The 26052-nt window shown below is 60.5% G+C and carries 25 protein-coding genes and 1 pseudogene; 11 read left to right on the top strand and 15 right to left on the bottom strand.

Going from position 1 to position 26052, the window contains the following annotated elements; all coding sequences use genetic code 11:
* The first annotated feature begins 62 nt into the window (after window positions 1-62).
* The 3 genes and pseudogenes from AC1DUP_RS14030 (at window position 63) to AC1DUP_RS14020 (ending at window position 1480) form a co-directional block, all read left to right on the top strand.
* Complete coding sequence (locus AC1DUP_RS14030; protein ID WP_113307911.1) at window positions 63-377, top strand: plasmid stabilization protein; 315 nt, start codon at window positions 63-65, stop codon at window positions 375-377.
* Between the two features lie 116 nt (window positions 378-493).
* Window positions 494-728 (top strand): annotated as a pseudogene (locus AC1DUP_RS14025) (DUF3175 domain-containing protein).
* A gap of 17 nt (window positions 729-745) precedes the next feature.
* The gene (locus tag AC1DUP_RS14020; RefSeq protein ID WP_115036888.1) at window positions 746-1480 is read left to right on the top strand and encodes a glutathione S-transferase; all 735 of its coding nucleotides are present in this window, start codon (window positions 746-748) and stop codon (window positions 1478-1480) included.
* Window positions 1481-1647: 167 nt separating this feature from the next.
* Here AC1DUP_RS14020 and AC1DUP_RS14015 read toward each other — a convergent pair whose 3' ends face one another.
* The 7 genes from AC1DUP_RS14015 to AC1DUP_RS13985 form a co-directional block, all read right to left on the bottom strand.
* The gene (locus AC1DUP_RS14015) at window positions 1648-2658 is read right to left on the bottom strand and encodes a DNA topoisomerase IB (protein WP_113307913.1); all 1011 of its coding nucleotides are present in this window, start codon (window positions 2656-2658) and stop codon (window positions 1648-1650) included.
* Window positions 2659-2674: 16 nt separating this feature from the next.
* Complete coding sequence (gene glgX / locus AC1DUP_RS14010; RefSeq protein WP_113307914.1) at window positions 2675-4831, bottom strand: glycogen debranching protein GlgX; 2157 nt, start codon at window positions 4829-4831, stop codon at window positions 2675-2677.
* A gap of 83 nt (window positions 4832-4914) precedes the next feature.
* Window positions 4915-5709 carry an SDR family oxidoreductase gene (locus AC1DUP_RS14005; RefSeq protein ID WP_113296842.1) on the bottom strand — a complete coding sequence of 265 codons (795 nt, stop codon included), beginning with the start codon at window positions 5707-5709 and terminating at the stop codon, window positions 4915-4917.
* Between the two features lie 406 nt (window positions 5710-6115).
* A complete protein-coding gene (gene pcaF / locus AC1DUP_RS14000; RefSeq protein ID WP_477832924.1) occupies window positions 6116-7318 on the bottom strand; it encodes a 3-oxoadipyl-CoA thiolase in 1203 nt (400 codons plus the stop codon).
* 10 nt (window positions 7319-7328) lie between these two features.
* A complete protein-coding gene (locus AC1DUP_RS13995; protein ID WP_113307916.1) occupies window positions 7329-8018 on the bottom strand; it encodes a CoA transferase subunit B in 690 nt (229 codons plus the stop codon).
* Window positions 8015-8722, bottom strand: coding sequence for a 3-oxoacid CoA-transferase subunit A (locus AC1DUP_RS13990; protein WP_113307917.1), 708 nt, complete (start codon window positions 8720-8722; stop codon window positions 8015-8017). Before AC1DUP_RS13990 ends, AC1DUP_RS13995 begins: the two co-directional genes overlap by 4 nt.
* A 720-nt stretch (window positions 8723-9442) precedes the next feature.
* Window positions 9443-9856, bottom strand: a complete 414-nt coding sequence (locus tag AC1DUP_RS13985; RefSeq protein ID WP_162748439.1) for a YbaN family protein — start codon at window positions 9854-9856, stop codon at window positions 9443-9445.
* 230 nt (window positions 9857-10086) lie between these two features.
* On the opposite strand from AC1DUP_RS13985, the gene AC1DUP_RS13980 reads away from it, so the two are divergent.
* Together AC1DUP_RS13980 and AC1DUP_RS13975 are read left to right on the top strand one after the other, a co-directional pair.
* Window positions 10087-10998 carry an acetamidase/formamidase family protein gene (locus tag AC1DUP_RS13980; RefSeq protein ID WP_113296848.1) on the top strand — a complete coding sequence of 304 codons (912 nt, stop codon included), beginning with the start codon at window positions 10087-10089 and terminating at the stop codon, window positions 10996-10998.
* 109 nt (window positions 10999-11107) lie between these two features.
* Complete coding sequence (locus AC1DUP_RS13975) at window positions 11108-11863, top strand: IclR family transcriptional regulator (protein WP_113296849.1); 756 nt, start codon at window positions 11108-11110, stop codon at window positions 11861-11863.
* Between the two features lie 302 nt (window positions 11864-12165).
* Here AC1DUP_RS13975 and AC1DUP_RS13970 read toward each other — a convergent pair whose 3' ends face one another.
* The 5 genes from AC1DUP_RS13970 to pcaQ form a co-directional block, all read right to left on the bottom strand.
* A complete protein-coding gene (locus AC1DUP_RS13970) occupies window positions 12166-12735 on the bottom strand; it encodes a methyltransferase domain-containing protein (RefSeq protein WP_113296963.1) in 570 nt (189 codons plus the stop codon).
* Window positions 12736-12821: 86 nt separating this feature from the next.
* Window positions 12822-14192, bottom strand: a complete 1371-nt coding sequence (locus AC1DUP_RS13965; RefSeq protein WP_113307921.1) for a sensor histidine kinase — start codon at window positions 14190-14192, stop codon at window positions 12822-12824.
* A complete protein-coding gene (locus AC1DUP_RS13960) occupies window positions 14189-14866 on the bottom strand; it encodes a response regulator transcription factor (RefSeq protein ID WP_113296851.1) in 678 nt (225 codons plus the stop codon). The genes AC1DUP_RS13965 and AC1DUP_RS13960 overlap by 4 nt, the downstream gene beginning before the upstream one ends.
* Before the next feature lie 80 nt (window positions 14867-14946).
* Entirely contained in the window at window positions 14947-15840 is an 894-nt protein-coding gene (locus AC1DUP_RS13955; protein ID WP_113508201.1) for an NAD(P)-dependent oxidoreductase, read from the bottom strand.
* A 65-nt stretch (window positions 15841-15905) separates the two neighbouring features.
* The gene (gene pcaQ / locus AC1DUP_RS13950; protein WP_113307924.1) at window positions 15906-16844 is read right to left on the bottom strand and encodes a pca operon transcription factor PcaQ; all 939 of its coding nucleotides are present in this window, start codon (window positions 16842-16844) and stop codon (window positions 15906-15908) included.
* A gap of 92 nt (window positions 16845-16936) precedes the next feature.
* Here pcaQ and pcaD point away from each other — a divergent pair, with 92 nt between their 5' ends.
* From pcaD to AC1DUP_RS13920, 6 genes are all read left to right on the top strand, one after another.
* Window positions 16937-17740 carry a 3-oxoadipate enol-lactonase gene (gene pcaD / locus AC1DUP_RS13945; RefSeq protein WP_113307925.1) on the top strand — a complete coding sequence of 268 codons (804 nt, stop codon included), beginning with the start codon at window positions 16937-16939 and terminating at the stop codon, window positions 17738-17740.
* On the top strand, window positions 17737-18135 hold the full coding sequence (pcaC, locus tag AC1DUP_RS13940) for a 4-carboxymuconolactone decarboxylase (RefSeq protein WP_113307926.1): 399 nt from the start codon (window positions 17737-17739) through the stop codon (window positions 18133-18135). The genes pcaD and pcaC overlap by 4 nt, the downstream gene beginning before the upstream one ends.
* 10 nt (window positions 18136-18145) lie before the next feature.
* Window positions 18146-18895 carry a protocatechuate 3,4-dioxygenase subunit beta gene (gene pcaH, locus AC1DUP_RS13935; RefSeq protein ID WP_477832923.1) on the top strand — a complete coding sequence of 250 codons (750 nt, stop codon included), beginning with the start codon at window positions 18146-18148 and terminating at the stop codon, window positions 18893-18895.
* A gap of 1 nt (window position 18896) precedes the next feature.
* On the top strand, window positions 18897-19508 hold the full coding sequence (pcaG, locus tag AC1DUP_RS13930; protein ID WP_113296857.1) for a protocatechuate 3,4-dioxygenase subunit alpha: 612 nt from the start codon (window positions 18897-18899) through the stop codon (window positions 19506-19508).
* 124 nt (window positions 19509-19632) lie between these two features.
* Window positions 19633-20679 carry a 3-carboxy-cis,cis-muconate cycloisomerase gene (locus AC1DUP_RS13925; protein WP_113508198.1) on the top strand — a complete coding sequence of 349 codons (1047 nt, stop codon included), beginning with the start codon at window positions 19633-19635 and terminating at the stop codon, window positions 20677-20679.
* Between the two features lie 62 nt (window positions 20680-20741).
* Window positions 20742-21509 (top strand): SDR family oxidoreductase, encoded by a 768-nt coding sequence (locus AC1DUP_RS13920; RefSeq protein ID WP_113296859.1) that lies wholly within the window; start codon window positions 20742-20744, stop codon window positions 21507-21509.
* 287 nt (window positions 21510-21796) lie between these two features.
* Here the strand turns inward: AC1DUP_RS13920 and AC1DUP_RS13915 are convergent, their stop codons facing one another.
* The 3 genes from AC1DUP_RS13915 to AC1DUP_RS13905 are packed head-to-tail and all read right to left on the bottom strand — an operon-like array spanning window position 21797 to window position 25555.
* On the bottom strand, window positions 21797-23476 hold the full coding sequence (locus AC1DUP_RS13915) for an ABC transporter permease (protein WP_113508196.1): 1680 nt from the start codon (window positions 23474-23476) through the stop codon (window positions 21797-21799).
* Between the two features lie 11 nt (window positions 23477-23487).
* Entirely contained in the window at window positions 23488-24447 is a 960-nt protein-coding gene (locus AC1DUP_RS13910; protein WP_477832922.1) for an ABC transporter substrate-binding protein, read from the bottom strand.
* Window positions 24440-25555, bottom strand: a complete 1116-nt coding sequence (locus AC1DUP_RS13905; protein WP_113508194.1) for an ABC transporter ATP-binding protein — start codon at window positions 25553-25555, stop codon at window positions 24440-24442. The genes AC1DUP_RS13910 and AC1DUP_RS13905 overlap by 8 nt, the downstream gene beginning before the upstream one ends.
* Window positions 25556-26052: the final 497 nt, after the last annotated feature.

Below are 26052 nucleotides of genomic sequence, written 5' to 3'. Positions count from 1 at the left end.
GAAGGCCCGGAACTTTTTACATGGCCGGCGGTTGAGCCTCTTTCGAACCAAAGGAGGCAGCCATGCCGAAAGGTGACAAATCCGCTTATACCGACAAGCAGAAGAGAAAGGCCGAGCATATCGAGGAAGGCTATGAGGACCGCGGTGTATCCCAAGGGGAGGCCGAACGCCGCGCATGGGCAACCGTCAACAAGGAAAGCGGCGGCGGCAATAAATCAGGCTCTGGGCGCGGCAAGAAGGATACGAACGAATCCTCCGAAAAAGGCGGACAGATCGGCGGCCACGCCTCCGCATCCCGCTCGAAAGAAGAGCGTTCCGCTTCCGCCAAGAAGGCAGCCGCCACTCGCAAGCGCAACGAGCACCACGCCCATCACTGACGGCACGATCAGCCAGGTAGCGGGCAGACTCGCGCCGCATGTCGCTGCGAAGGAAACGCACGATGGCGAAAAGCAAGAAAAAATAGTCACAGCGTGTCACCGAAAACAATGACGCCATGGACTTTAAGGAAGGCGCGTTCACTTCCGACGATCCGAAAAGGTCGCCGATTGCCTGAAACACTCGGCCGAAAACAGCGACCGGCGCAAATCGAGCCCTTCCGGTCGGCGATGCCGATGCTGAATTTCTACATCAACCGCGCTGGCGACCAATTGACGAAGAAGCAGAAGGGCACACTTGAAAAGGCGAAGGACGAACTTCGCAAGGATTTCGGCTGTCAACCAAGGCGTTAAAGACACTACGAGGGCAAATGACTTACGAGCTTTATTATTGGGACGGCATCCAGGGCCGTGGAGAATTTGTGCGGCTGGCGTTCGAGGAAGCGGGTGCCGACTATATCGACATGACCCGCCAGTCCGGCCCCGGGCGTGGCACCGGCGCGATGTTGACCATCATGGAGAGCAAAAGCGAGGCGCATATTCCCTTCGCCCCACCCTTCCTCAAGGAGGGCGACCTCATCATTCCGCATGTCGCCAACATTCTTCTCTACCTCGGCCCCAAACTCGGACTGGCACCGGATGACGAAGGGCTGCGCTATGTGGTGAACGGGTTGCAGTTGACGATCACCGATTTTGTAGCCGAGGTGCATGACACGCATCACCCGATCGCCACCTCGCTCTATTATGAAGACCAAAAGGAGGAAGCGAAGGCCCGCTCGGCCGATTTCACCAAGGAGCGCATCCCGAAATTCCTCAGCTATTTCGAACGCGTGCTGCAGCAGAATCCGTATAGCGCCAAACATGTAGCCGGCGATGCACTGACGTATGTGGACCTGTCGCTCTTCCAGATCGTCGAAGGCCTGGTTTATGCGTTTCCAAAGGCGATGAGCAGCTACCGCAGCAAATATCCGCTGCTTGCCGCCCTCCATGACAGCGTCGAGCATCGCCCCAACATCGCCCGCTATCTGAAATCCGACCGCCGCTTGCCTTTCAGCACGGAAGGCATTTTCCGCCACTATCCGGAACTCGACATGGATGCTTCCTGATCAGGGATTGCTTTTCAATTTTTCGGGAACGATTGGCATTGCCATCGGTTTTGCGTTCGATCCAGAATTTGAAATGTCGAAAAGGTCGAGGAAGGCCGCCACGAGAACGTGCCCCATACTCTCCTGTTGAATGCGTAACCCGCAGCTCCGCTGCGGGTTCTTTTTATTCACTCGGGAATGCTGCGACGCGTCAGGAAATCCAGCATGCGGTTCTCATCCGCCCGAAGCCCACGCAGGGGCTCGCTGCCGCCCTCCTCCAGCGTCTCATCCTTGGCCGAAAGCGCAATGATTGCCGGGTGGATGTAGCTGGAGCGCGAGATCGCCGGCGTATTGTGCAGGGCGTCGGCGGCAGCCTCCGACATCTCCTTGACGGTCGGCCGCCGTCCTTCTGACACGGCGCTACGCGCTGCGCCGAAAGCAGCAAGCGAACCTGCCCACGTACGGAACGTCTTGGCGGAAATGGCAATGCCCGAGATCTCAGCGAGATAGGCATTCAACCGGCCGGAATCGATCGGCCTTAGCGCCCCGGTCTCATCCTTCCAGACGAAAAGCTGCCTGCCCGGCAGATCGGCGATCTCTTCCAAAATCTTCTGCAGGCGCGGATGTTTGAGACTGCGCTGGACCCGTTTGCCACCCTTGGCGCGGAATTTCAGCTCGATACGCCCATCGACCATCTTCAGATGACGTTTCAGCAGGGTCGTTGCACCATAGGTGTCGTTCTCCTTCACATAGGCCTGGTTGCCGACACGCAGATGCGCTTCGTCGAGCAATATCGTCAGCGCCGCAAGCACGCCGTTGACGTCCTCTGCACCGGTATCGAGATGGCGCAGCACCGTTCGCCGGATCTTTGGCAGCGCATTGCCGAATTCGATGAGTTGATGGAATTTTCCGGTGCTGCGGAAGGATTGCCAGTCCTTGTGATAACGGTATTGTTTGCGGCCACGGACATCGAAGCCGGTCGCCTGTAAATGCCCGTTCTCGTCAATGCAGATCCACACATTGTCATAGGCGGGCGGCAAGCCGAGCGCACGGATGCGCGCCCGCTGGATCTCATCGGCCAGTGTTTTCCCGTCCGGCAACGTATAGCTGAAGCCCTTTCCCTTTCGTCGTCTGCGGATACCGGGTTCGGTATCGCTGACATAAACCAGGCCAAGTTCGGTGATGACGTCGGCATTCATTCTTGCTACTGATCCGTCACTTGCTCCGCCGACCAAAATGGAACCACCTGCGGCGCTCAGCCTTGCTTGCATCCTTTGGCGGTTTGGTCTGCCCCTTCGGCGCAAAGACTGCGATGCTTTGGGCATAAACCATCACGGGGCTCTCCTGCTCATGAAGCTTGAAACCGTCGTCCTCCGCCCCGGTATCGAGCACGCGAGCCCATTGCTTCAGGCCATTGACCTCGGGCAAATACACCTCGCAATCGCCGCCGGCGTTGAAGACCAGATAGAGATCATCCATCTCTTCCGTCTCGGGGGAATGCGCACTCTTAGAAAGATAGACGCCGAGCACCTGAAGCCCGTTGTCATTCCAAGCGCCGTCATCCATGAAGTTGCCATCCGGTTTGTACCAGGCGATTTCGATGCGTCCGTCCTCGGTACTGTCACCCGTCAGAAAACGCTCCTGCCTCAGCACGGGATGCGCCTTGCGGAAGGCAACCGCGTTGCGACAAAAATCGAGGAACGGATCATCGAGGCCATCCCACTTCGTCCAGCCGATCTCATTGTCCTGGCAATAGGCGTTGTTGTTGCCGCCCTGGCTGTTGCCGATCTCGTCGCCGGCGAGGATCATCGGGACGCCCTGGGAGAGCATCAGCGTCGCCATCATGTTGCGACGACGGCGCGCGCGAAGCCTGTTGATGTCCTCGTTATCGGTCGTGCCTTCGGCACCCATATTATCGGAATGATTGTCCGAATGACCGTCCCTGTTATCCTCGCCATTCGCCTCGTTGTGCTTGTCGTCGAAGGAAACCGTGTCGGCCAGCGTGAAGCCGTCATGGGCCGACAGCAGGTTGATCGATGAAGTCGCGCCGCGATCCGAATGGTTGAACTGAACCGCCGAGCCGGTGATACGTTGCGAGATCTCCGATACCATGCCGCCATCGCCTTTCCAGAAGCGGCGCACGTCGTCACGGAACTTATCATTCCATTCGCGGAAGGGATGCGGGAAGCCGCCGACCTGATAGCCGCCGTCGCCGACGTCCCAAGGCTCGGCGATCAGCTTGACGCCGGCAAGGATCGGGTCCTGACGGATCGCGCCGAAGAACAATCCCTGCCGGTCGAACTCCAGATCCTCGCGGCCGAGCGTGCTGGCGAGATCGAAGCGGAAGCCGTCAATATGCATGGCGCTAACCCAGTAGCGCAGGCTGTCCAGCACCATGCGCATGACCATGGGATTGGCAACGTTCAGCGTATTGCCGGTCCCGGTCGTATCGAAGGTGTGGCGCGGATCATCAGGCGAAAGGGTGTAGTAGCTCGCATTGTCGAGCCCGCGGAAGGAAAGGGTTGGTCCTTTCTCGCTGCCCTCGGCCGTGTGGTTGTAGACGACGTCCATGATGACTTCGATGCCGGCGGCATGGAACTTCTTCACCATGGTCTTGATCTCGGTGATCTTGTCGCCCGAGAGATAGCGTGCCTTCGGCGCAAAGAAACCGAGTGTCTGGTAGCCCCAGTAATTCGTCAACTTCTTCTCTTCGAGATAGCGGTCGTTGGGGAAGAACTGGATCGGCAGCAGCTCGATCGCCGATATGCCGAGCTTTACGAGATGATCGATGATCGGATCGCTGCACATGCCGAGAAAGGTGCCACGCAGCCTGTCCGGCACTTTCGGATGCAGCATCGTCAGTCCGCGGACATGCGCCTCATAAATCACCGTCTCCGGCCATGGCCGCCGTATTGCTTCTTCACCAGCCCAATCGAAATCCGGATCCTGAACGATACCCTTGACCATGTAAGGCGCGCTGTCGCGCTCATCGAAGGAAAGATCGTCCTTTCCGATCGTATAACCATAGAGCGCATCATCCCATTTGAGATCGCCGAGCACCTGCTTGGCATAGGGATCGAGCAGCAGCTTGTTGGCATTGAACCGATGGCCGTTCTTCGGATCGTAGGGACCGTGCGCGCGGTAGCCGTAGACGGTGCCTGGACCGACGCCGGCAATATAGCCCGACCAGATATCACCCTCGCGCTTCGGCAGCGGCAGCCGGGCAATCTCCTTCTTGCCGTCGGGAGAGAAGAGGCAGAGCTCCACCTGTTCTGCATGTGCGGAGAAAACCGCGAAATGCGTGCCTGAACCGATATATTCCGCCCCCAGTTCCGGTTTCAGGAAGTCGAGTTCGGAAAAGGAAAAGCTCATGACGCCCCCGTTTGTTAAATGGCCAAGCGGGAAACGTCATTGCGGTGCGAAAGTTCCGTAAATTGCGATCTTTCCAGCCCCAATCAGGGCATCAGCTGGCCGCCATTAACCTCGAGGATCTGGCCCGTCACATAGCCTGAAAACGTCGGCGAGGCGAGGAAGAGATAGGCGCCGACGCAATCTTCCGATGTACCGACGAAGCCCATCGGGATCGACTTGCGCTGCATCTCCATCTGTTCGTCATTCGTGTAACGCTCGTGGAAAGGCGTTGCGATGACGCCGGGTGCGACCGCATTGACGCGGATCCTGTCGGCAACGAATTCCTTGGCGTGGCCGCGGGTGATCGTCGAGACAAAGCCTTTGGAGGCCGCATAGAGGATCGCGCCGTTGCCGCCGCCATTGCGGGCAGCAATCGAGGTCGTGTTGATGATGAAGCCACCCTGCTTCTTCAGCCAGGGATGGGCGGCGCGCGTTGCAGCCAGAACCGAGCGGGCATTGAGATTCATGACCTTCTCATAATGCTCGTCGGTATATTCTGAGGTCGGCTTGCGGCCGAGCATGCCGCCGGCATTGTTGATGAGACCGTCAAGATGGCCGAAGGTCTTGGCCGTCTCTTCGACGACACGCTCCGTTTCGCCCTCCCGCGACACGTCGCCATGCACCAGATGCACTGCGCCGCCCGCTGCCTTGATCTCATCGGCAAGCTTTTCGGCTGGTTCGCGGCTTGAATTGTAATGAATACCGACCTTGACGCCCTGCGCGGCAAAGGCGCGCGCAACGGCCGCGCCGATGCCCGTGGAAGCGCCTGTTATCAGCACGGCCTTGCCGGCGAGGTCAGGAATTTTGATGGATGCAAGCAATTGAGCAAGATCTGCCATGGCGACGATAGCCTCCCGAAAAACCAAAGACATAGGTGATAAAACGATATGTGCCAGTCTTAGCAGGGGAGATTGGCGAAGGGCAATGCACGAAAGAGCGAGATGCCATGCCTCCGGCGCCGGCGCCGCCGTTGACAAATGACCGACGGGCCAAACTTTCGGCCTTGCCGACCGATCCCTTCTCATCGACCTTGCCGACGGAGCAACTCATCCTTCGGTGCTGGCACTCGGCAGTCGCCTCTCCATCCGCGTGCCCTACGGAATCGCGCTCAGGCGCGACGATTCCGCTTTTCGACTTCCCGTCGACCGCACGCTGACCCCAAGCTGCGCAAGACCTATTTCGGCGCCGAGGCGCCGGTCGTGCGCAGCGAAATCATGATGCAATCAATTCCCGAATAAACGGCTCTCAGACCCTTTCGAGCGCCACGGCGATGCCCTGACCGACGCCGATGCACATGGTCGACAGCGAATAGCGGCCGCCGGTTTCGCCAAGTTCGAGGGCTGCAGTACCGGTGATACGGGCGCCTGACATGCCGAGCGGATGACCGAGCGCGATCGCCCCGCCATTGCGGTTTACTCGCGGATCGTCATCGGCAATGCCGAGTTCTCGCAGCACCGCCAGACCCTGGCTGGCAAAGGCCTCGTTGAGTTCGATAACGTCGAACTGGTCCTGCTTCAGGCCGAGCCGCACCATCAGCTTTCGCGAAGCCGGTACCGGGCCGATGCCCATGACACGAGGCGGAACAGCCCCAGCCGCACCTCCGAGAACGCGGGCGATCGGCGTCAGCCCGTATTTCTTCGCCGCAGCTTCCGAGGCGATGATAAGGGCGGCCGCCCCATCATTGACGCCCGAAGCATTGCCGGCCGTCACCGTGCCGCCCTGACGGAAGGGCGTCGGCAATTTTGCGAGTGCTTCCATGCTGGTTGCGCGCGGATGCTCGTCCTTCTCGACGGTGATGGGATCGCCCTTGCGCTGCGGGATGGTCACCGAGGTGATTTCCTTGGCCAGCCGGCCGCTTGCCTGGGAGGCAGCAGCCTTCGCCTGCGAGCGGACAGCGAAGGCATCCTGGTCTACGCGGCTGACCTTGTAATCTTCGGCGACGTTTTCGCCCGTCTCCGGCATGGAATCGACGCCGTATTGCTTCTTCATAAGGGGATTGACGAAACGCCAGCCGATCGTCGTGTCGTGGATTTCGGCAGCGCGCGAAAAAGCGGTCTCGGCCTTCGGCATCACGAAGGGCGCACGCGACATGCTTTCAACACCGCCGGCGATCATCAGTTCGGCTTCTCCTGATCGAATGGCACGCGCTGCGGTGATGACGGCATCCATGCCCGAGCCGCAGAGCCGGTTGATCGTCGTGCCCGGCACCGAAACCGGCAGACCGGCGAGAAGCAGCGACATTCGCGCGACGTTGCGGTTATCCTCGCCCGCCTGGTTGGCGCAGCCGAAAATCACGTCGTCGACCGCCTCCCAGTCAACAGAGGCGTTCTTCGCCATCAGCGCCTTCAGCGGAATGGCGCCGAGATCATCGGCACGCACGGAGGAAAGTGAGCCGCCATAACGGCCGATCGGCGTACGGATATAGTCGCAGATGAAGGCTTCGGTCATAGACTTGTCCTCAAAGTTCTGGAACGACGAGGTCGGCAACCGGCCCCTCAATATGGAGCGGGGCGCCCGTCATGGCCTGCAGCTCCTCTACCGACATGGCGTGCAGCTTCTCCCGCAACAAAAAACGCCTGTCCTTGATGTCGATGACGGCATGGCTCGTATAGATACGGGTAATGCAAGCCACCCCCGTCAGCGGAAACGTGCATTTGTCGACCAGCTTCGGCTCGCCGTTCTTGGTGACATGTTCTGTGATGACGCAGACCTGCCTGGCGCCATGAACCAGATCCATGGCGCCGCCGACGGCCGGCACGCCCTTGGCGCCGACGCGCCAGTTGGCGAGATCGCCGTTCTGAGCGACCTGATACGCGCCAAGGATCGCGACATCGAGATGGCCGCCGCGAACCATCGCAAAGCTGTCGGCATGGTGGAAAAAGGCCGCACCCGGCTTCAGCGTTACCGCCTTCTTGCCGGCATTGATGAGATCCCAGTCCTCCTCGCCAGCTTGCGGCGCCTCGCCGAAATTGAGAATGCCGTTTTCCGTATGGAAGATCGCTTGTCGACCCGGCGGCTGATAGCGGGCGACCATTTCCGGAAAGCCGATACCGAGGTTCACATAGGCACCATCGGCAATGTCCTGGGCGGCACGCCAGGCGATCTGGGCGTTGGATAGCTTGATATCTTCTCTGGTGTCGACGGTCATGCGTAGGCCACCCCGGCTCGAATGAGCTCTTCTTCCTGTTGCGGATCGGCGATTTCGACGACGCGGTCGACGAAGATGCCGGGTGTGACGACGTGCTCGGGATTGATGTCGCCGGCCGACACGATGGTCGAGACCTGGGCGATCGTCTTGGCCGCCGCCATGCACATCAGCGGGTTAAAATTGCGTCCCGCCTTGTTGTAGGTGAGATTGCCGTAGGTATCGCCGACATGTGCCTTGACGATCGCAAAATCGGCCTTCAGCCAGCGTTCCTGCACATAATGGCGGCCATCGAATTCCGCGATCACCTTGCCGTCGGCCAGCTCGGTTCCGTAACCCGTCGGCGTGTAGAAGGCCGGAATCCCGGCACCGCCGGCGCGAATGCGCTCGGCAAGCGTGCCCTGCGGAACAAGCTCCAACTCGATCTGACCGGCCAGATATCTATCGGTGAAGGCACGCGGATCGGATGAGCGCGGGAAGGAGCAGACCATCTTCCTGACCATGCCGGCATCGATCATCGCGGCAATGCCGATACGGCCATTGCCGGCATTGTTGTTTATCACCGTGAGGTTCTTCGCCCCTTTGTCGATCAAGGCGTGAATGAGCTCAATCGGCGCACCCGAGCCGCCGAAACCACCGATCATGACGATGGCACCATCGCCTATTTCGGAGACGGCGTCGGCCGCGCTCCCCATTGTCTTGTCCATGCGGGATCTCTCCTTGCCGGATGAGGCCTCCTCGTGCCTCCCTGACCACAGGGATAGAGCGAGAGTACTCGTTACGGCAAGAATTTTGTGCGTTATATGATATTTGTTCACATAACGCACAAATGAAATTTGCGAGCGAATGTGCTGCGCGCTATTGGGCTCCCGCAGAAGGCAGTGCGTCTCGTGGGTCGGCAGTCATCCGCTGGCAGTCCAGCAAGCCGGTTCTCAATGACGTCAGGTTGTTGACAAGACAGGTCGAGACAAGACTGGCAGAAGAGAAAAGCTCAAAAAGGTGGTAGACACGGCCACGCTACCGGGAGGCTCGACTTGGCGGGATTGCTTTCAGCCGTGTCACGCTGTCGGGCTTAGCGTCCCCTGTTTTCCCGCGATACCGGCAGTGTTGTGCTTTCCCAATGCCACTCGACATTTCCGGGTACGAAACCGAGCTTGGTGTTCCTGCGGCCAATAATTCGGCGGCTTCCGGTATTCGGCGCCAGATGATCAATATCCGTCAGGAACGCGTCGAAACTGTCACGCCAGCGTGGATCAATGTGGTGGTCGGACGCAAGCATGCGTCGATATTGTTCCCGCAGGAACTTGTGCTTATGAGTTTTTGGCATGGCGCTCGGGTGGGAATGTTGGGGTGTGGGAGCAATAGCGAGCGGGCCGTATAATTTGAGTTTACGTTCGTTGTAAAGTGCCTCTTGTCGCAAACATAGATCAGCCGCCGCTTTCATCCGGCGCGCTGCGCCTGGCGGAACCAGGCCGCGAAGCGACGTAGGCAGCGCAAGCCAGGATCAATGCACCGACGATGATCGCGAGGGGAACAGATGGCTTCGAAGTAACGAAGAATATCGCGTATCCGGCCAACATCCCCGTCAAGGCTAAAATCTTGGATTTCCGGGAAATCGCCCCGTTTTCACGCCAGTCGCGTAGCGAGCCGCCAAATCGACTGCGCATCAGATAGGCCTCCAGGCGTGGGGATGACCGGCTGAAAAACCACGCAGCCAAGATCAGGAAGATCGTCGTCGGCATGAGCGGAAGGATGGCACCGATAATTCCAAGACCGACCATCAAGAGACCAAGGCAAATATAAACCGCCCGTTGGAACGAACTGCGCGGCGGGCCGGGCATAGAATTCAATTCACGCACTCCTCATCAGATCGTCAGCCTCACGATGGCCTGCAACGAAAGAATTAAGAATCTCCTGCTGGCCCACATCTTGGGGTCGCGGTACCATATTTCACCACACACCTATGGAAGCCTGAATATTTCACGTCGACGGTCGCCCGACAGATGCGTAAGTTCGTCGAACCAGCACGTCACCCTGCACGCCCATTTCCAACCCGAGCGGAACACCCAGAATGACGACCCACCCTTTCGTCGCAACTGCCTTTTACAACGTTATTGGAACCATGCCTCCGGCTTTGACGGTCGCGAGCGGCGACACAATCGTAACCCGCACACTTGACGCATGGGGCTACGACGAGAACGACGTCCGGCAGGCAAGCGGCCCAAATCCCATGAACGGGCCAGTCTTCGTCGAGGGTGCCGAATCCGGAGATGCCCTCAAGGTCGAAATTCTGGACATGAAACCCACAAGGGACACTGGGTTCACGCGCAGCGTGTTGGCGGCAAATGTCATTGATCCCGAGGCCGTTCGCGACCTTCCAAGATCTGAAAAGACGCTGTGGGATATCGACCGGCAAGCGATGACTGTGAAATTGAAGGAGCCGGTTGCCGGCATCGAAAATCTGGTTCTGCCATTGTCGCCGATGATCGGATGTTTCGGCGTAGCGCCGAGCCTTGGCCAGGCGATCTCAACGGCCACGAGCGGTGCGTATGGCGGAAATATGGATTACCGCGTGCTCGGTCCCGGCGCGACGATCTGGTTCCCCGTCTTCGCGCCCGGTGCATTGTTCTTTCTTGGCGACTGCCATGCGGTCCAGGGTGACGGCGAAATCGTCGGCACTGGTGTAGAGACGACGTTCGAAGTCACTGTCCGGCTGACGGTTGAAAAGGGAAGGCCGATATCCTGGCCGAGGGCCGAAACTGTTGATGACGTCATCACCATCGGCAATGCAAGGCCGCTCGATCAGGCTCTGCAGCACGCGACGACCGAAATGTTGAACCTGCTTGTCATAGACTATGGCCTGACGACGGTGGCGGCCAGCCATCTCCTCGGCCAGGTGATCCGGTACGACATAGGCAACGTCTTCGACCCCGCATATACGGTCGCCTGCCGGATCGAGAAGAAATGGCTTCCCGCGCGCTGACCAATCGCCGCCTGCAACGGTTAGCGACCGAAACCTCACACGGTCATCGGTACGACCAAGGATCCGGTAATCCCAACTTCCGAGCCAACACGAGAAAACCAGACAACCGATGCGGGAAAGTGATTTTGTCAGCGGCTTCGCCCGTGGCCTCAAGGTGATCGAAGCCTTCGGCGAAATGCATCGTCGGCTATCCATCACCGATGCCGCGAAACTCACCGGCCTCGACCGCGCCACGGTGCGCCGCTCGCTGCTCACACTCGCCGAGCTCGGTTACGCCGATTATGACGGCAAATTCTTCACGCTGACACCAAAGATCCTGCGGCTCGGCCACGCCTATCTGGAGGCGACACCGCTGCCGGTGCTCATCCAGCCGCATCTCGATGCCCTCTCCGAGAAGGCCGGCCAGAGCGCGTCGGCGTCGGTGCTCGATGGTACCGAGATCGTCTATATCGCCCGCGCCTCACAGCGCCGCGTCATGTCGATCAACCTGACGCCCGGAAGCCGGCTTCCCGCCTATTGCGCCTCGATGGGTCGTGTGCTGCTCGCCATTTTGCCGGAGGCCGAGGCCCGGGCTGTTCTTTCCAGAAGCCAGCTGAAGGCGAATACGCCGAATACGAAGACCGACCTCGAGGAATTGATGGCCGAGTTCCGGAAGGTTCGCGCACAGGGCTATGCCCTCGTCGATCAAGAGCTTGAACTCGGCCTCTGTTCGATCGCCGTGCCGGTCGAGAATGACCGTGGCCAGACGGTCGCCGCCATCAATATCGGCGCGCCGGCACCCCATGTGCCGGCGGTCGAGATGGTCACGCGCTACCTGCCGCTGCTGAAGGAAACCCAGGCCACGCTGCGCACCGTGCTGCGCTAACGCATGTCGCACAAGTGTACGCGGTTTGCGATAACGACATGCGTCAACAAGGGCTGAAAGCGTGGCAAGCAATCTGAAGGATCGCGACACGTTTTAGAAATGCCGAACCATCCAGCCGGCTAAAATCAGCGCGCCGTTCCAGACGACGCAGCCGATTCCGAGCCTGCAGTCAGCCCAAAAAACAGGTCAATGCCGACGGATGGGGCAACCTGCACAAGTTTTTTTCAGCATCGCGACAATCATCACACCACAGAGGCCTGTCGCAAGGATAAAGGTCACGAAGTCAGGCAAAGCCACACCCGTCACTCCGGCCGGTTTGCAATGCGAAAGACGCTGGCGGGCGGGATATTCAGGCGCACCCGGCCGAGCCTCTCCGCCTGCAGCCCGAACTCATCGAGCACGTCCAACGGTACCGAGCAGGCATGGCCGTAGGTGAACTGGTAGAAGGCGCCGCCACGTTCCAGCAGGCTGAAGCTGCCGCCGACAATGGCCCGGATGATCTCCCTTGGCATATTGCGAAAGGGCAGTCCGCTGACGATTGCCGCCTGCAGTCCAAGTTCTGCCCTGCAGGCCGCGAGCTCGCGCGCATCGCGCTGGAGAATAACTACGTCAGGAAAACGCTGCCGCAGCGGGGCGATGAAGCGGGTTTCAAGCTCCACCAGTGTGAGGTCTCGCGCCGGCAGGCCACGTTTGAGAAGCGCCGCGGTGAAAACCCCTGTGCCGGGGCCGAGCTCCAGCACTTTGCCGGCCGAAGGCCCGATCTCGCTGGTGATCAACCGCGCAAGCCGCCCTCCCGAGGGCACGATCGCGCCGATTTTCCTGGGCTCGGCGAGAAGGGCACTAAAGAAGGCGGCCAGCGGCGGCTGTTGCATGTGGGTCTCCAGCATCGATCATCCGATTCCGGTATTCCCCTTTCAAATGATGCGAGCATGACGTGCACCCGCACCATCGAAAAGATTCATGCAGTCTGGGCCGTCGGCTCGAAGTTCATATTGAAGCTCGCCCCACCGCCCTCTGCATCCGAGACCCACACGCTTCCGTGGTGCAGTTTGACGATCTCGCGCACGAGATGGAGGCCGAGCCCGATGCCCTGGCTGCGACCGTTCGCACGCTGAAAGGGCTCGAAGATCCGCTCCCGGTCCTCTGGCGCGATACCAGGGCCTTCATCGCTAACGGAAATCTGCGCGGGGTGCTCTACGGCTATGGTGATCGTGCCGCTCCTGCCGCCGTGCTGAATGGCGTTCTGCACTAGATTGGCAATTGCCCGTTCCAGCGCGATCTCGTCGCCGAGAATGCGTTCCGGCATCGAGCGCAGTTCGAAATTCGCCTGATAGCCGGCGGCGATGATCAGCGGCGCAAGCTCGGCGGCCTGACGCCGCGCGATGGTCGCAAGGTCGATGGAGCAATCCGGCACGGGCTCCTGATTGAGTCGCTGCAGGTCGAGCAGCTGCTGGGCCAACGTCGAAAGACGGGCCACATCTTCCAGCAGCCGGTTGGTCGCTTCCGTCGGCGGCATGGTCTCCAGCCGGTTCTGCAGAATAGCGATTGGCGTGCGCAGCTCATGAGCCGCGGCCAGCATGAAGCGCCGCTGCTTGTTATGATCGTCGTCGAGGCGCTGCAGCGTCTCGTTCATGGCGATCACCAGCGGCGCCACCTCCTCGGGCACGTTTTCCAGCGGCAGGCGATAGCCGCGGGTGGTGCCGTCAATACCCTGGGCTGCCTGCGCCACTTCGTTCAATCCGCGGTGGATGCCGCGCGCCACGAAAGGCGTGACCGCCAACGTGATCAGACCGGTCAGCAGGATAACCGGCAACACGACGCCGGAAGCAATCGCCACGAAGACGACGAGCAGCTTGCCGGCCGGAAGGCTGCCCTGCCGGCCAACGATGACGAGCAGGTCGCCGTGATCGCTCTTGACCTTCTGCAGGCGCGCGGCAATCGTCGCAGGGTTGTCCTCATCCCCATTGAAGCGCGCCTCAGCGATGTCGGTGCCTGAAGCGGCGATGGTGAGATATTGCGCCGGCACATTGCCGTCGGTCAGCACGTGACCCTGCTCGTCGCGCACCAGAAACCAGAAATCGGTCGCCTTCTCACGCTGGTAATCCAGATCCTTGGTATTGGTAATGCGCATCGAACCGTCAGGGTCCCAAACAATCGACCCCGTCGCAGCGTCGATTGCATGCTCGTCGGGAGCGAATATTCCGCTCATGCCGGAGATCCAGAAGACGAAGGCAAAGGCGATTGCGATCAGCACCAGGGTCGCGGCCTGCAGCGCCACCAGCCGGCGGATCAGCCGCCATTTCAGCGAGTAGAACTTCATCTTCTTCATGGTCGGGCCTGCCGGATCAGGTAGCCGACGCCGCGGATCGTATGGATTTCGACCCCGGCGCACGCCGCATCGAGCTTGCGGCGCACGCGCGAGACATGCGCATCGAGCGCGTTGGATTGGATCTCGTCATCCATGCCGTAGACCGCTTCTTCGAGACTGGAGCGCTCCACCGTGCGGCCGGCCCGGCGCATCAGCGCTTCCAGCACAAGCAATTCGCGGCGCGGCAGTTCAAGCGCCACGTCGCCGACACGAGCCTCACGGTTGCGCAGGTCGAAATACAGCCTTCCGAGGCACAGGCTCTCGATCTCGATATTGCCCGGACGGCGCAGGATCGCTCTCAATCGCGCCATCAACTCCTCGACGGCGAAGGGTTTGGCGAGATAGTCGTCGGCGCCGAAATCGAGCCCCTTGATCCGGTCTTTCAGATCGCCGCGCGCCGTCAACATGATCACCGGGACAGCCGGCTGGATACGGCGCGCGTCGGCGATCAGTTCCAGCCCGTCGCCATCAGGCAGGCTGCGATCAAGCAGCAGGGCATCATAGCTGTTCAGTCGCACGGCCTCTTCGGCCGCCTCGATGGTTGAAACGTGGTCCGTGATGATATTGTTGTTGCGGAGCGCCGTCACTAGTACGGCGGCCATTTCCGGTTCATCTTCCGCCAGCAAGACGCGCATTCGACCGTCCAACTTCAAAACCGCTCTCTGCACAGGCAAGATTGCGTCAGCATGACGCCAAATGCCAGACCGGTATAGCGTCAGTCCCCGAAAGGAAGGCTGATTGCCTCGGTCCGCGCTTCAAAGGCGCGAATGACGGCTGCCATATCCTCCCGCCCGAAGCCCAGATTTTCAGTCTCCGCATAGAGCGCATGGCAGGCATCGAGCAGCGGCGAGGCGATTCCCGCCTGCCGCGCCGCTTCCGCCACCAGCTCGTTGTTCTTCAACACGTCTGAGATCGCCGCCTGCACGGAGAAATCCCGTTCCACCAGCTTGGCGCTCTTGATCCGCGATATGCCGCTCGCCATCTGGCCGGCATCGACCACAGTCTTGAAAAGACCCATATCGAGCCCTTGCCGATCGGCAAAATGGGCGGCCTCGGCAAGCCCCGTCACCGAGGTGATCAGGAAGATATTGACGGCAAGCTTCATCAACAACGCATTTGGCACTGCGCCGCAGACGACCGCCTCCCGGCACATGGGCGTCAGCAGCGGACGGACCTCTTTTACGACATCCGCGTCTCCCGCAAGCATCGCCACAAGCTGGCCCTCCTCCGCCGGCCGGCGTGAACCCGAAACGGGCGCCTCGACATAGCGACCGCCGACGGCACGGATATCGGCTTCAAGCGCTTTCGAATAGGCCGGCGTCGTCGTTCCCATGTGGATGACGACATGCCCGACAACCCGTTCTGCAAAGGCCGGCGTGTCACGCTCGAGAACCGCATCGATTACCGCGTCCGTCGCAAGCATCAGGATCACGACTTGGGACTTGCGGAAGAGCTCGTCAATGCCGGCGGCCACCTCAGCGCCGGCGGCTCGCAGCGTCTCCGCGCTCTCCGGCGAACGGTTCCAGACAATGAGATCCGTGCCTGCGCTTAGGAGATTGAGCGCCATCGGCATGCCCATCACACCGAGACCGATGAAGCCTGTTTTCATGATTGCCGCCTCTTAAATGCTTGGGGCGACAAATCTACGGGCAAATGCGGCTGATGTCTTGAAGGTTAGTGCTCAGACGCAGGCTGGCCGGAAATTTCCAATGCCGCCTCACGGATCGTCTGCATGAGGATCGACAGCGGCAGCGAGGGAATGGAGTCGGTGCGCACTGTCAGTCCGACCGGTCCCTTCGTCTCGCTGGTATCGATCGGCAGGGCGGCAAGCACACCGTCGGCGATATCCCGCGCGACCACGCCATTGGAAATGATCCAGATTGCGTCGCTGTCACGCACGAAAGCGCGGCCGAAGGCGTCCGAAACAGTCTCGATCTGGCTCGGCAGGCTGGCGACGCCATTGGCAATCAGGAAATTTTCCACCACCGGACGGATGATCGACCCGCGGGTCGGCATCAGCAGCGTATAGCGGCCGAACTCGGGAAAGAGCGATTTGCCGGCGCCCAGCAGCGGATGGCCGGCGCGCACGGCAAAGACCACCTGCTCGGAATAAAGGTGCTCGAAGGAAAAACCCGTCATCCGTTCTGCTCCCGCCAGACGCCCGACGACGAGATCGAGATCGCCGATGCGAAGCTGCTCGAGGAGTACAGCGTTGTCGCCGGTGATGATCTTTACCCGACTCCAGGTGTTTTCCTTAAGAAACAGATCTATCGCCCGCGGCATGATACGCGTCGAAACCGTGGGCAGCGCGCCGATGCGGACAGGCGGTGCCTCACCAAACTGCTCCTGCGAGACGGAATCAACGCCCTGCCGCAATGCCGTCAGTGCAGCCCCCGCATGGCGCAGGAAGACCTCGCCATAACGCGTGATCCGGATGCCGCGCCCATCGCGCTCGAAGACGCCGACACCGAGTGCCTGTTCCAGCTCACGGATTGTCTTCGTCACGGCCGGCTGGCTGACATGCAGGAGTTCGGCCGCCTTGATCACGCTTTTCTGCCGCGCCACCTCGACAAAAGTCTGCAGATGGCGAAACTTGATGCGGCTATCGATCATTGCTTTCATAACCCATGAGTTATCGAAAAGCCGACAACTATCATTTTACTTAACGGATCAACTCATCAAATTGGGAGTGGAGGAGATTTAAAGTGCAGTTTGCCAGTATCAACGACGTGACGATCCACTACCAGCTTATTAGCGGCCCCATCGACCGGCCGGTTATCGTCTTTGCCAATTCGCTCGGAACGGACTTCCGCATCTGGCGCGATGTGATCGTGCGTCTTGCCGGCGACTTTGCCATCATCCTCTATGACATGCGTGGGCACGGCCTGTCCGATATCGGCCAGTTGCCCTACGCCATCGAGGATCATGCGACCGATCTTGCCGGGCTGCTCGACCTGCTGTCGGTCAAGGATGCAATCATCTGCGGTCTCTCGGTCGGCGGCCTGATCGCCCAGTCGCTCTATCAGCACCGCCCGGATCTGGTGAAGGCGCTCATCCTCTGTGACACTGCACACAAGATCGGCACGGCAGAGAGCTGGAACAACCGCATTGCCGCCGTCGAAACGAACGGCATCGCGAGCATCGTCGACATGGTGATGGAGCGCTGGTTTACCCCAGCCTTCCGCCGGCCGGAAAACATCGCCTATGCCGGCTATTGCAACATGCTGATCCGCCAGCCGGTGGAAGGTTATGCCGCCACTTGTGGCGCGATCCGCGACGCGGATTTCACCGAGGCTGCGGGCAAGATCAAGGTGCCGACCATCTGCGTCGTCGGCGATCAGGACGGCTCGACGCCGCCGGATCTGGTCTTATCGACGGCAAAGCTGATCCCGGGCGCGCGCTATGAAGTGATCAAGGATTGCGCCCATATTCCGCCCGTCGAGCAGCCGGAAGCGCTGACCGCGATTATCCGTGCCTTCCTCTCATCGATTGGAGAAAAGAGCCCATGAGCGATACCGCGTCCGAACGTTATCACCAAGGCATGGCGACCCGCCGTGCCGTTCTCGGCGATGCCCATGTCGACCGCGCGCAGGCCGCCTCGACCGAATTCGACAGGCCGTTCCAGGAACTGATCACCGAGGCCGCCTGGGGTCATGTCTGGTCGCGACCGGCGCTGACGAAACGCGAGCGCTCGATGATCACAATCGCCCTGCTCGCCGCCCTCGGCCAGGACGACGAGGTGGCGATGCATGTGCGCGCCACGACCAATACCGGCGCCTCCCGGGAGGATATTCGCGAGGCGCTGCTGCATGTGGCAATCTATGCCGGCGTGCCGGCGGCCAATCACGCGATCAAGATCGCAAAGCAGGTTTTCGAGCAGATGGACGCCGGCAAGGCGGCCTGAGGGGGAGACAATGTCCGATTTACCGAACCGCAAGCCAGAGACAGGGGCCTTCTTCGCCCGCGACCGTGCCTGGCATTCGCCTGCCTACACACCGGGCTACAAGACGTCCGTTCTGCGTTCGCCACAGCGCGCACTGCTGTCACTCGACGGAACGATCTCGGAAATCACCGGCCCGGTCTTCGGTCCGTCGATGATCGGCGAATTGGACAACGACCTGATCCATAATTTCGCGCGTCCTGGCGAAAGCGCCATCGGCGAGCGCATCATCGTACACGGCCGCGTCCTCGACGAGCGCGGCCGGCCGCAGTCCGGCGTTCTCGTGGAATTCTGGCAGGCAAATGCCGGGGGACGCTACCGCCACAAGAAGGAAACCTATCTCGCCGCAATCGATCCGAATTTCGGCGGCTGCGGTCGGTTCGTGACGGATGAGGAGGGCCGCTATTTCTTCCGTACTGTGCGTCCCGGCGCCTATCCCTGGCCAAACGGCGTCAACGACTGGCGCCCGGCCCATATCCACTTCTCGATCTTCGGCCACGGCTTCTCGCAGCGCCTGATCACCCAGATGTATTTCGAAGGCGACCCGATGATCTGGAAATGTCCGATCGTCGGCTCGATCCCGGACAAGGCGGCGATCGAGCAGCTTATTGCGCCGCTCGACTGGGGTAACACGATCCCGATGGACAGCCGCGCCTACAAATTCGATATCGTGCTGCGCGGCCGCCGCTCGACCATGTTTGAAAACAAGCCGGAGGGGAACTGACATGCAGGAACTCGGCTATCTCAAGGAAACCCCATCCCAGACCGCCGGCCCCTATGTGCATATCGGCCTGACGCCGAATTTCTGCGACATTACGGGCGTCTATGACAGCGATCTCGGCACGCAGATGGTCAATGACAAGACGCTCGGCGAGCGCATCACCGTCAGCGGCCGCATCTTCGACGGCGCCGGCGCACTGGTGCGCGATGCCGTCATCGAGATCTGGCAGGCCGATAGCGCCGGCCTCTACAACAGCCCCTCGGAAATGCGCGGCACAGCCGATCCGAACTTCACCGGCTGGGGCCGCTGCCCTACCCGCGCCGAAGACGGCGTCTACTCCTTCGAGACCATCAAGCCCGGCAAGGTTCCCTTCAAGGACGGCCGCAAGATGGCCCCGCACATCACCTTCTGGATCGTCGCCCGCGGCATCAACATCGGCCTGCACACGCGCCTGTATTTCCCGGAAGAGCAGGAGGCCAATGCGGCGGATCCGATTCTGTCGCGCATCGAGCATCGCGAACGTGTGGCAACGCTGATCGCCACCCGTGACGGGGCGAAGCTGAGCTTCGATATTTACCTGCAGGGGCCGAAGGAAACGGTATTCCTGGATATCTGAGCCATATTTAGAGACGGCTTGCCCGCAATCCGCCGAGCAAGTAGCGTCGATGTCGCTCCGCCCTATCCTTGGTTAAGAACGGTGCCGACGTGTGGACGGGGATTGCCATGAAACGAGATGCCAGATGACAACATCCCCCTTCGACCATCCCTTCCTCTCCGGCTTGCTCGGCGACACTGAAGTTACCGCTTACTTCTCAGCCGAAGCCGATATTCGGGCGATGCTTTCCTTTGAGGCAGCACTCGCCCAGGCCGAGGCAAGCCATGGCCTCATTCCAGCGGAAGCGGCACGGAAGATCGGCGAGACCTGTGCAGGTTTTGCGCCTGATATGGACAGCCTGAAGGCAGCGACCGCAAGGGACGGCGTCGTCATTCCCGATCTCGTCCGACAGCTTCGGCAGGCCATCGGCGAAGAGGCGGCAAAACACCTGCATTTCGGCGCAACCAGCCAGGATGTCATCGACACCAGCCTCATGCTGCGGCTGAAGTCAGTGACCTTCCTTTTCGGCGGGCGTCTGCATGACATCATCACCGGACTGACCGCCCTTGAGCGGCAGTTCGCAGGCAATCGCCTGATGGGCCACACCCGCATGCAGGCGGCGATCCCCATAGCCGCTGCCGATCGTATCGCCGCCTGGCGCGCGCCGCTGGAGGCCTACCGCGACCGGCTGACGGAGCAGACCTTCGCCCTCCAATTCGGCGGCGCTGCCGGCACGCTCGAAAAACTCGGGGCCGAGGCATCCGCTGTGCGCACCTCGCTGGCGCAGGAACTGGGGCTGACAGACGAGCTGCAATGGCAGAGCCGGCGCACACGTATTGCCGATCTCGCCAATCTCTATTCGTTGATCTCGGGCAGCCTCGGCAAATTTGGACAGGACGTCGCGCTGCTCGCCGAAGCGGGAGGCGAGATCGAGCTGGGGGGCGGCGGCACATCATCGGCGATGGCCCACAAACAGAACCCGATCGCTGCCGAAACACTGGTGGCGCTTGCCCGTTTCAATGCCACACAGCTTTCGGCCATCCACCAGTCGCTCATCCATGAACAGGAGCGATCTGGGGCCGCCTGGACGCTCGAATGGCTGGTGCTGCCGCAGATGGTCATGGCGACCGCCGCTTCATTGCGGTTGGCAAAGGAACTGACAGGCAATATCAAACGTCTGGGGACAGACTGATCACCTTTGCGCAGCAGCGGTAAAACCGGCTATGCAGGGGTATTGATTTCAGGAGTGATCCCTTGACCTTTCCGCTCTTCGATCTTTCCGGCCGCCGTGCTCTCGTGACAGGCTCGAGCCAAGGCATCGGCCACGCTCTAGCGCTTGGCCTTGCAGAACACGGGGCTTCCGTCATCATCAACGGCCGCAATGCCCAGAAAGCGGAGGCCGCCGCCAAGGCGATCCGTGAAAATAAGGGCCATGCCGTCAGTGCGGCCTTTGACGTCACCGACGCCGAGGCCTGCCGTTCGGCGATCGACTATATCGAAGCGGAAATCGGCCCGATCGATATCCTCGTCAACAATGCCGGCATGCAGTTTCGCACGCCACTGGAGGACTTCCCTGTCGAAAAGTGGGACGAGCTTTTCCGCACCAACGTTTCCAGTATCTTTTATGTCAGCCAGCCCGTCGCACGAGCAATGATTGGTCGCGGCCGCGGCAAGATCATCAACATCGCCTCGGTACAGGCCGAACTCGCCCGCCCAAATATCGCGCCCTATACGGCGACCAAGGGCGCCGTGCGCAATCTTACCCGTGGCATGGCGACTGACTGGGCAAAACACGGTTTGCAGGTCAATGCCATCGCGCCCGGTTATTTCAAGACGCCGCTCAACCAGGCGCTTGTCGATGATCCGAAATTTTCCGCATGGCTTGAAGCCCGTACGCCGGCCGGCCGCTGGGGGGATGTCAAAGAACTGGTGGGTGCCGCCGTCTTCCTGGCATCCGACGCATCGTCCTTCGTCAACGGTCACATGATGATGGTCGACGGTGGGATCACAGCGTCACTTTGAGGTTAATCGCCTCCGCCGTCACCACCGCCATCGCCGCCGTCAAAACTCGCTTCAAAACCGCCTTCGGCTTGACCATGAGCTGAACGCCCTGAGAAACGAAGGTGCACCCACCTGAGAGGGTTCCAGGACAGGAATACGGCACCAGCGGAAATGATGAGGAAGACAACGACCGCAAGGCCGATGAAAATCCCTGTGACTGGAGCCATGTTCACCCCAAAAGACTGCCTAACGGAGTTATCTCAACAATCTCGGCAAGAAACAAGAACCTGCCTAATTTGGAGTGCGCCTCAATCCGCAACCATATTGCCGCGCCGCATCAGCCCCATCAGGATCACTGGCAGCAACGTCGTGATGCAGATGGCGATGAAGGCCATGGCCATGCCGAGGCCGATCGAGCCCTGTTCGAACTGACGCCAGATGAAGGTCGCGATCGTCTGCATGCCGACCGGTGCGACCACGACAGAAGCAACGAGTTCACGCGAGGCGAGCGCGAAGACAAGCAGCATCGAAGAGGCAAGGCTCGGGAAGACGAGCGGCAGCAGGATGCGCCGGAAGGCCGTAACCCCGCTGGCACCACACACGCGAGCCGCCGCTTCGAGATTGTCGCCGATCTGTTGGAAGGCAGCGGTTGTGTAGCGTACCGGCTGCGGCAACAGAATGCAGCAATAGGCAAGCAGCAGGATGAGACCGGTGTTGTACGGGGTGAACGGAAGGCCCGGCATGTTCCAGGCAAGGATGAGGCCAACGGCAACCACGATGCCCGGCAGCGCATTCGGCAGGATGGTCATCACGTCAATCGCCATGCGGCCGGAAATCTTGGTCTTCACGACAGTATAGGCGGCCGTCACGCCAATCAGGCCGGTGATCAGCGCCGTGCCGATGCCGAGTGAGAAACTGTTGATCAGCGCCGTCACGGCGCCGGCGCTGTTGGAAAAGACCGCCATGAAATTGTCGAGGCTGACATTGTCGAGGGCAAGACCGCCGGAGATCGTGCGAGCCAGCGCGGTCGCAAGGATCGCGAGCAACGGCACGCCGGTTGCCAGGAAAGCGACGACGGTAAAGGCGATCATGACAGGCACCTTCAGCGCGCCGAGCGGCCGCTTGTCCTTTGCGGTCGGTTTGCCGCCGACCGTCTGGTAGGAGCGGCGCGCCAGAATCCAGCGCTGCAGCAGGAAGGTGACGAGCGACATGGCGACAAGCAGCAGCGACAGGATCGCCGCACCCGGCAGATCGATCGGCCAGTCGGTGACGCGCAGATCGATGCCGGTCACCAGCACCTGAAAACCGGCGCGGCGGCCGAGTGCCGCCGGCGTGCCATATTCCTCGATCGCTGCAGCAAAGACCAGCATCAGGCTCGCCGTCAGGCCGGGGGCCGAGAGCGGCAACGTGATCCGCCAGAAGGCGCGCGCCGGCGAGGCGCCGAAGACGCGGCCGACATCGGCATAACGCGCGCCGACGGCTTCGACCGTGCGCGACACGGCGAAATAGACAACCGGGAAGGTGTTGAAGGCCATGACCAGCGTCATGCCGAAAATCGAAAACAGGAAGGGCGCCAGATTGAAGCCGGCGAGCTGCTGCAGATAACCGCGCGGCTGCAGTGTCATGATCCAGCCGAGCGTGGCGATATAGGGCGGGATCATGAAGGGCACGAGCAAAAGCACGTCCCAGAGGGGCGCAAAGGGAACTCTGTAGAGGGCACGGAAAACGCCGAGCGGCACAGCGACGAGCGCCGAAGCAACCACCACGCAAGCACCGAGCAGGACGGTATTGCCACCCATGCGGATGAGCGAGCTGTCTGCAAGCGTCGCATAAAGCGAGGAGAAAGGGCTCGCAAACGAGCCCTGTCCGAGTTCGGGAAAGATGCCTTGCAACACCACCGCAATGAAGGGAACGGCAACGACGATAACAAGACCGGCCGTTGCCAGCCAGGCGGCCGGAGCCGTACCGCCGATGCCGTTTCCTCTCATCAATCTGGACCTTACTTGGCGCCGTAGAGATCGGCGAAAGTCTTCAGCGTTTCCTTGCGCTTGCCGTAGACGGCAGCCGTGTCGTACTTCAGGAGCGTCAGGTCGCTGATCAGCGGACGGCTGGCGGCAACGTCGGTGCGCGACGGCATCAGCATTTCACCGGCAACCAGCGCCTGACCTTCGTCTGAGAGCATGTAATCGATGAACTTCTTGGCGTCGTCCTGGTTCTTGGACGCCTTCATGATCATGGCCGGACGCGGCGCGATGACCGTACCGGACTTCGGGAACACGACTTCGATGCTCTCGCCCTTCTTCTGGGCAGCGAGGGCGATATAGTCGACAGCGCCGAAGACGACGGCCTTTGCACCCTGCAGAACCGGGTTCAGGGCGTCGGCATTGGCACCGGCGATGACCGCGCCATTAGCCTGCAGACCCTTGAAGAGCTTCCAGTCGTCCTGGCCGGACAGAGCAGCGGTCAGTTCGAAGGAGGAGCCGGACTGGGCCGGATCCGGAATGTTGACGAGGTCCTTGTATTCCGGCTTCGTCAGGTCAGCCCATTCGGCCGGCTTCGGCGTTCCGCTCTTGGTGTTCCAGACGATGCCGAGGGCCGAGATGCCCTGTGCAACGGCGCCTTCGGACTTCAGGAAGTCCGGAACCTTGGCTGCATTCGGGCTCGAATAGTTAACGAGCCAGCCACGCTTGGCAAAGTCGTTGGCCGTATCCCAGGAAGCCGAGATAACGACGTCGACGACGGGATTAGCGGCTTCGGCTTCGATACGGGCCATGACCTTGCCAGTCGTTGCCTGGAAAACATTGACCTTGACACCGGTCTGCTTGGTAAAGCCGGCCGACAACTTGTCGATCAGGCTCTGCGGGCCAGCGGTGTAAACGGTAACTTCGGCATGGGCGACGCCAGCCATCAGCGCAGCGGCGACAAAGCCAAAAGTGATGCTCTTTAATGACTTAAACATGTTCCAATTTCTCCTCTATGGATTGGGGTATTTTCTGCTGAAACCAACGGATCTGTGCGGTGTCGATCGCAAGGCCGACCGTCTCGCCCGCACGAGGCTTGGCGCGGCTCAAAACCTGCAATTCCAGGCCCGGCAGGCCGGCGAGCGAAACGCTCGCCAGATGCCCGTCGCCGCGGAACTGCGAGCGCAGCACAGTCGCTGTAAGCCGATCGGCAGTGGCGTCGCCGACCGAGATGGAAGCGACCGGGATCAGCACGCGGGCGCTGTCGCCGGCAATACGTTCGGCTTCGGTGAGCACAATGTCGCTGCCCTTGAAATGCCAGAGTGACCCGCGCCGCTCGATATCGGCAAGGCAGCCAAGCCGCAGGAAGTCGGCGACCCCTGGTGTCGCAGGCCGCTCGATCAGGTCGTCGGGCGAGGCAAGCTGCTCGATCAGACCGGACCGCATGACCGCGACCTCGTCGGCAAGCGTCAGCGCCTCGCTATGGTCATGCGTCACATAAATTGCCGTCAGGCCGAGCGTTGAAATGAGTTCGGCGAGCTCACCCACCATGTTTTCGCGCAACTCGCGATCAAGATTGGAAAGTGGCTCGTCGAAAAGGATGAGCTGCGGCTCGGCGACGATGGCGCGCGCAATTGCGACGCGCTGCTGCTGGCCACCCGAGAGATCGCTCGGCCGCCGGTCGGCATAGGCCGCAAGGCCGACGCGCTCGAGCGCGCGTGTCGTCCGGGTCTGGCGCTCGGCCCTGCCGACACCGCGCATTTCAAGCGGAAAGGAGACGTTGCCGCCGACCGTGAGATGCGGCCAGAGCGCATAGTCCTGGAAGACCATGCCGAGGCCGCGCCGCTCCGGTGGAACGAAGGCACCGGTCGCACCATCGGCAACGACAGTGCCGGCGATCGAAACAGAACCCCTGCTCGGCGCAAGCAGGCCGGCAACCAGCCGCAGAAGCGTGGTTTTGCCGCAGCCCGAAGGGCCGAGCAATGCCAGTGTTTTGCCCTTTTCCAGAGAAAAATCAATGCCCTTGAGAACCTGCGTCGACCCGTAACTCAATGCCAGACCCGCCGCGACAACGGCAGAAGACGATCGGATTGAGGGGGCGTTCATGGGCAGACCAAATGTCGCTTTAAAAAAAGTATGGCGACATTTAGGCATCCCGGACGACAGCTTTGTGACGGATTTATTTCAATTTTATGACAATATCCTCCAGGGGATACGTTAGCGTTTCGCGCCGGAATCCATGACCGGAACAAGCAGTCCCTCCCGCAACCGCGCCTTGCCGCTGGCCGTCTTCGACGCAGTTTTCATGCCGTCTCGGTGCTTCAGCACCGCCAAAAGCAGGGGATTTGCATTTTCGGTCGCGCGCAACCATTTAAGATGCATGATACCGCGGGAAATGTCGCGACCTCGCATACGCCGGGACGTTTACAGAAAACGAACCATACCGGCTTGCATTCTGAGCCAAAAGCCGATTGCTTAGGAAAATCTACTTCTTCTTCGGCTAGCCGTTAGAAGAGTGCGAGGGGATATAGGCAAACCCGTGGAATTCTGCAGCTTCGCATCGGGATCGATGGTGACTACGATGACGAAGCGGGAAAGCTGGT

Source organism: Rhizobium sp. 01L419 (assembly GCF_056400025.1).
Note: the sequence above shows the minus strand (reverse complement) of the source record. Positions and strands in the feature narration are given on the sequence as shown.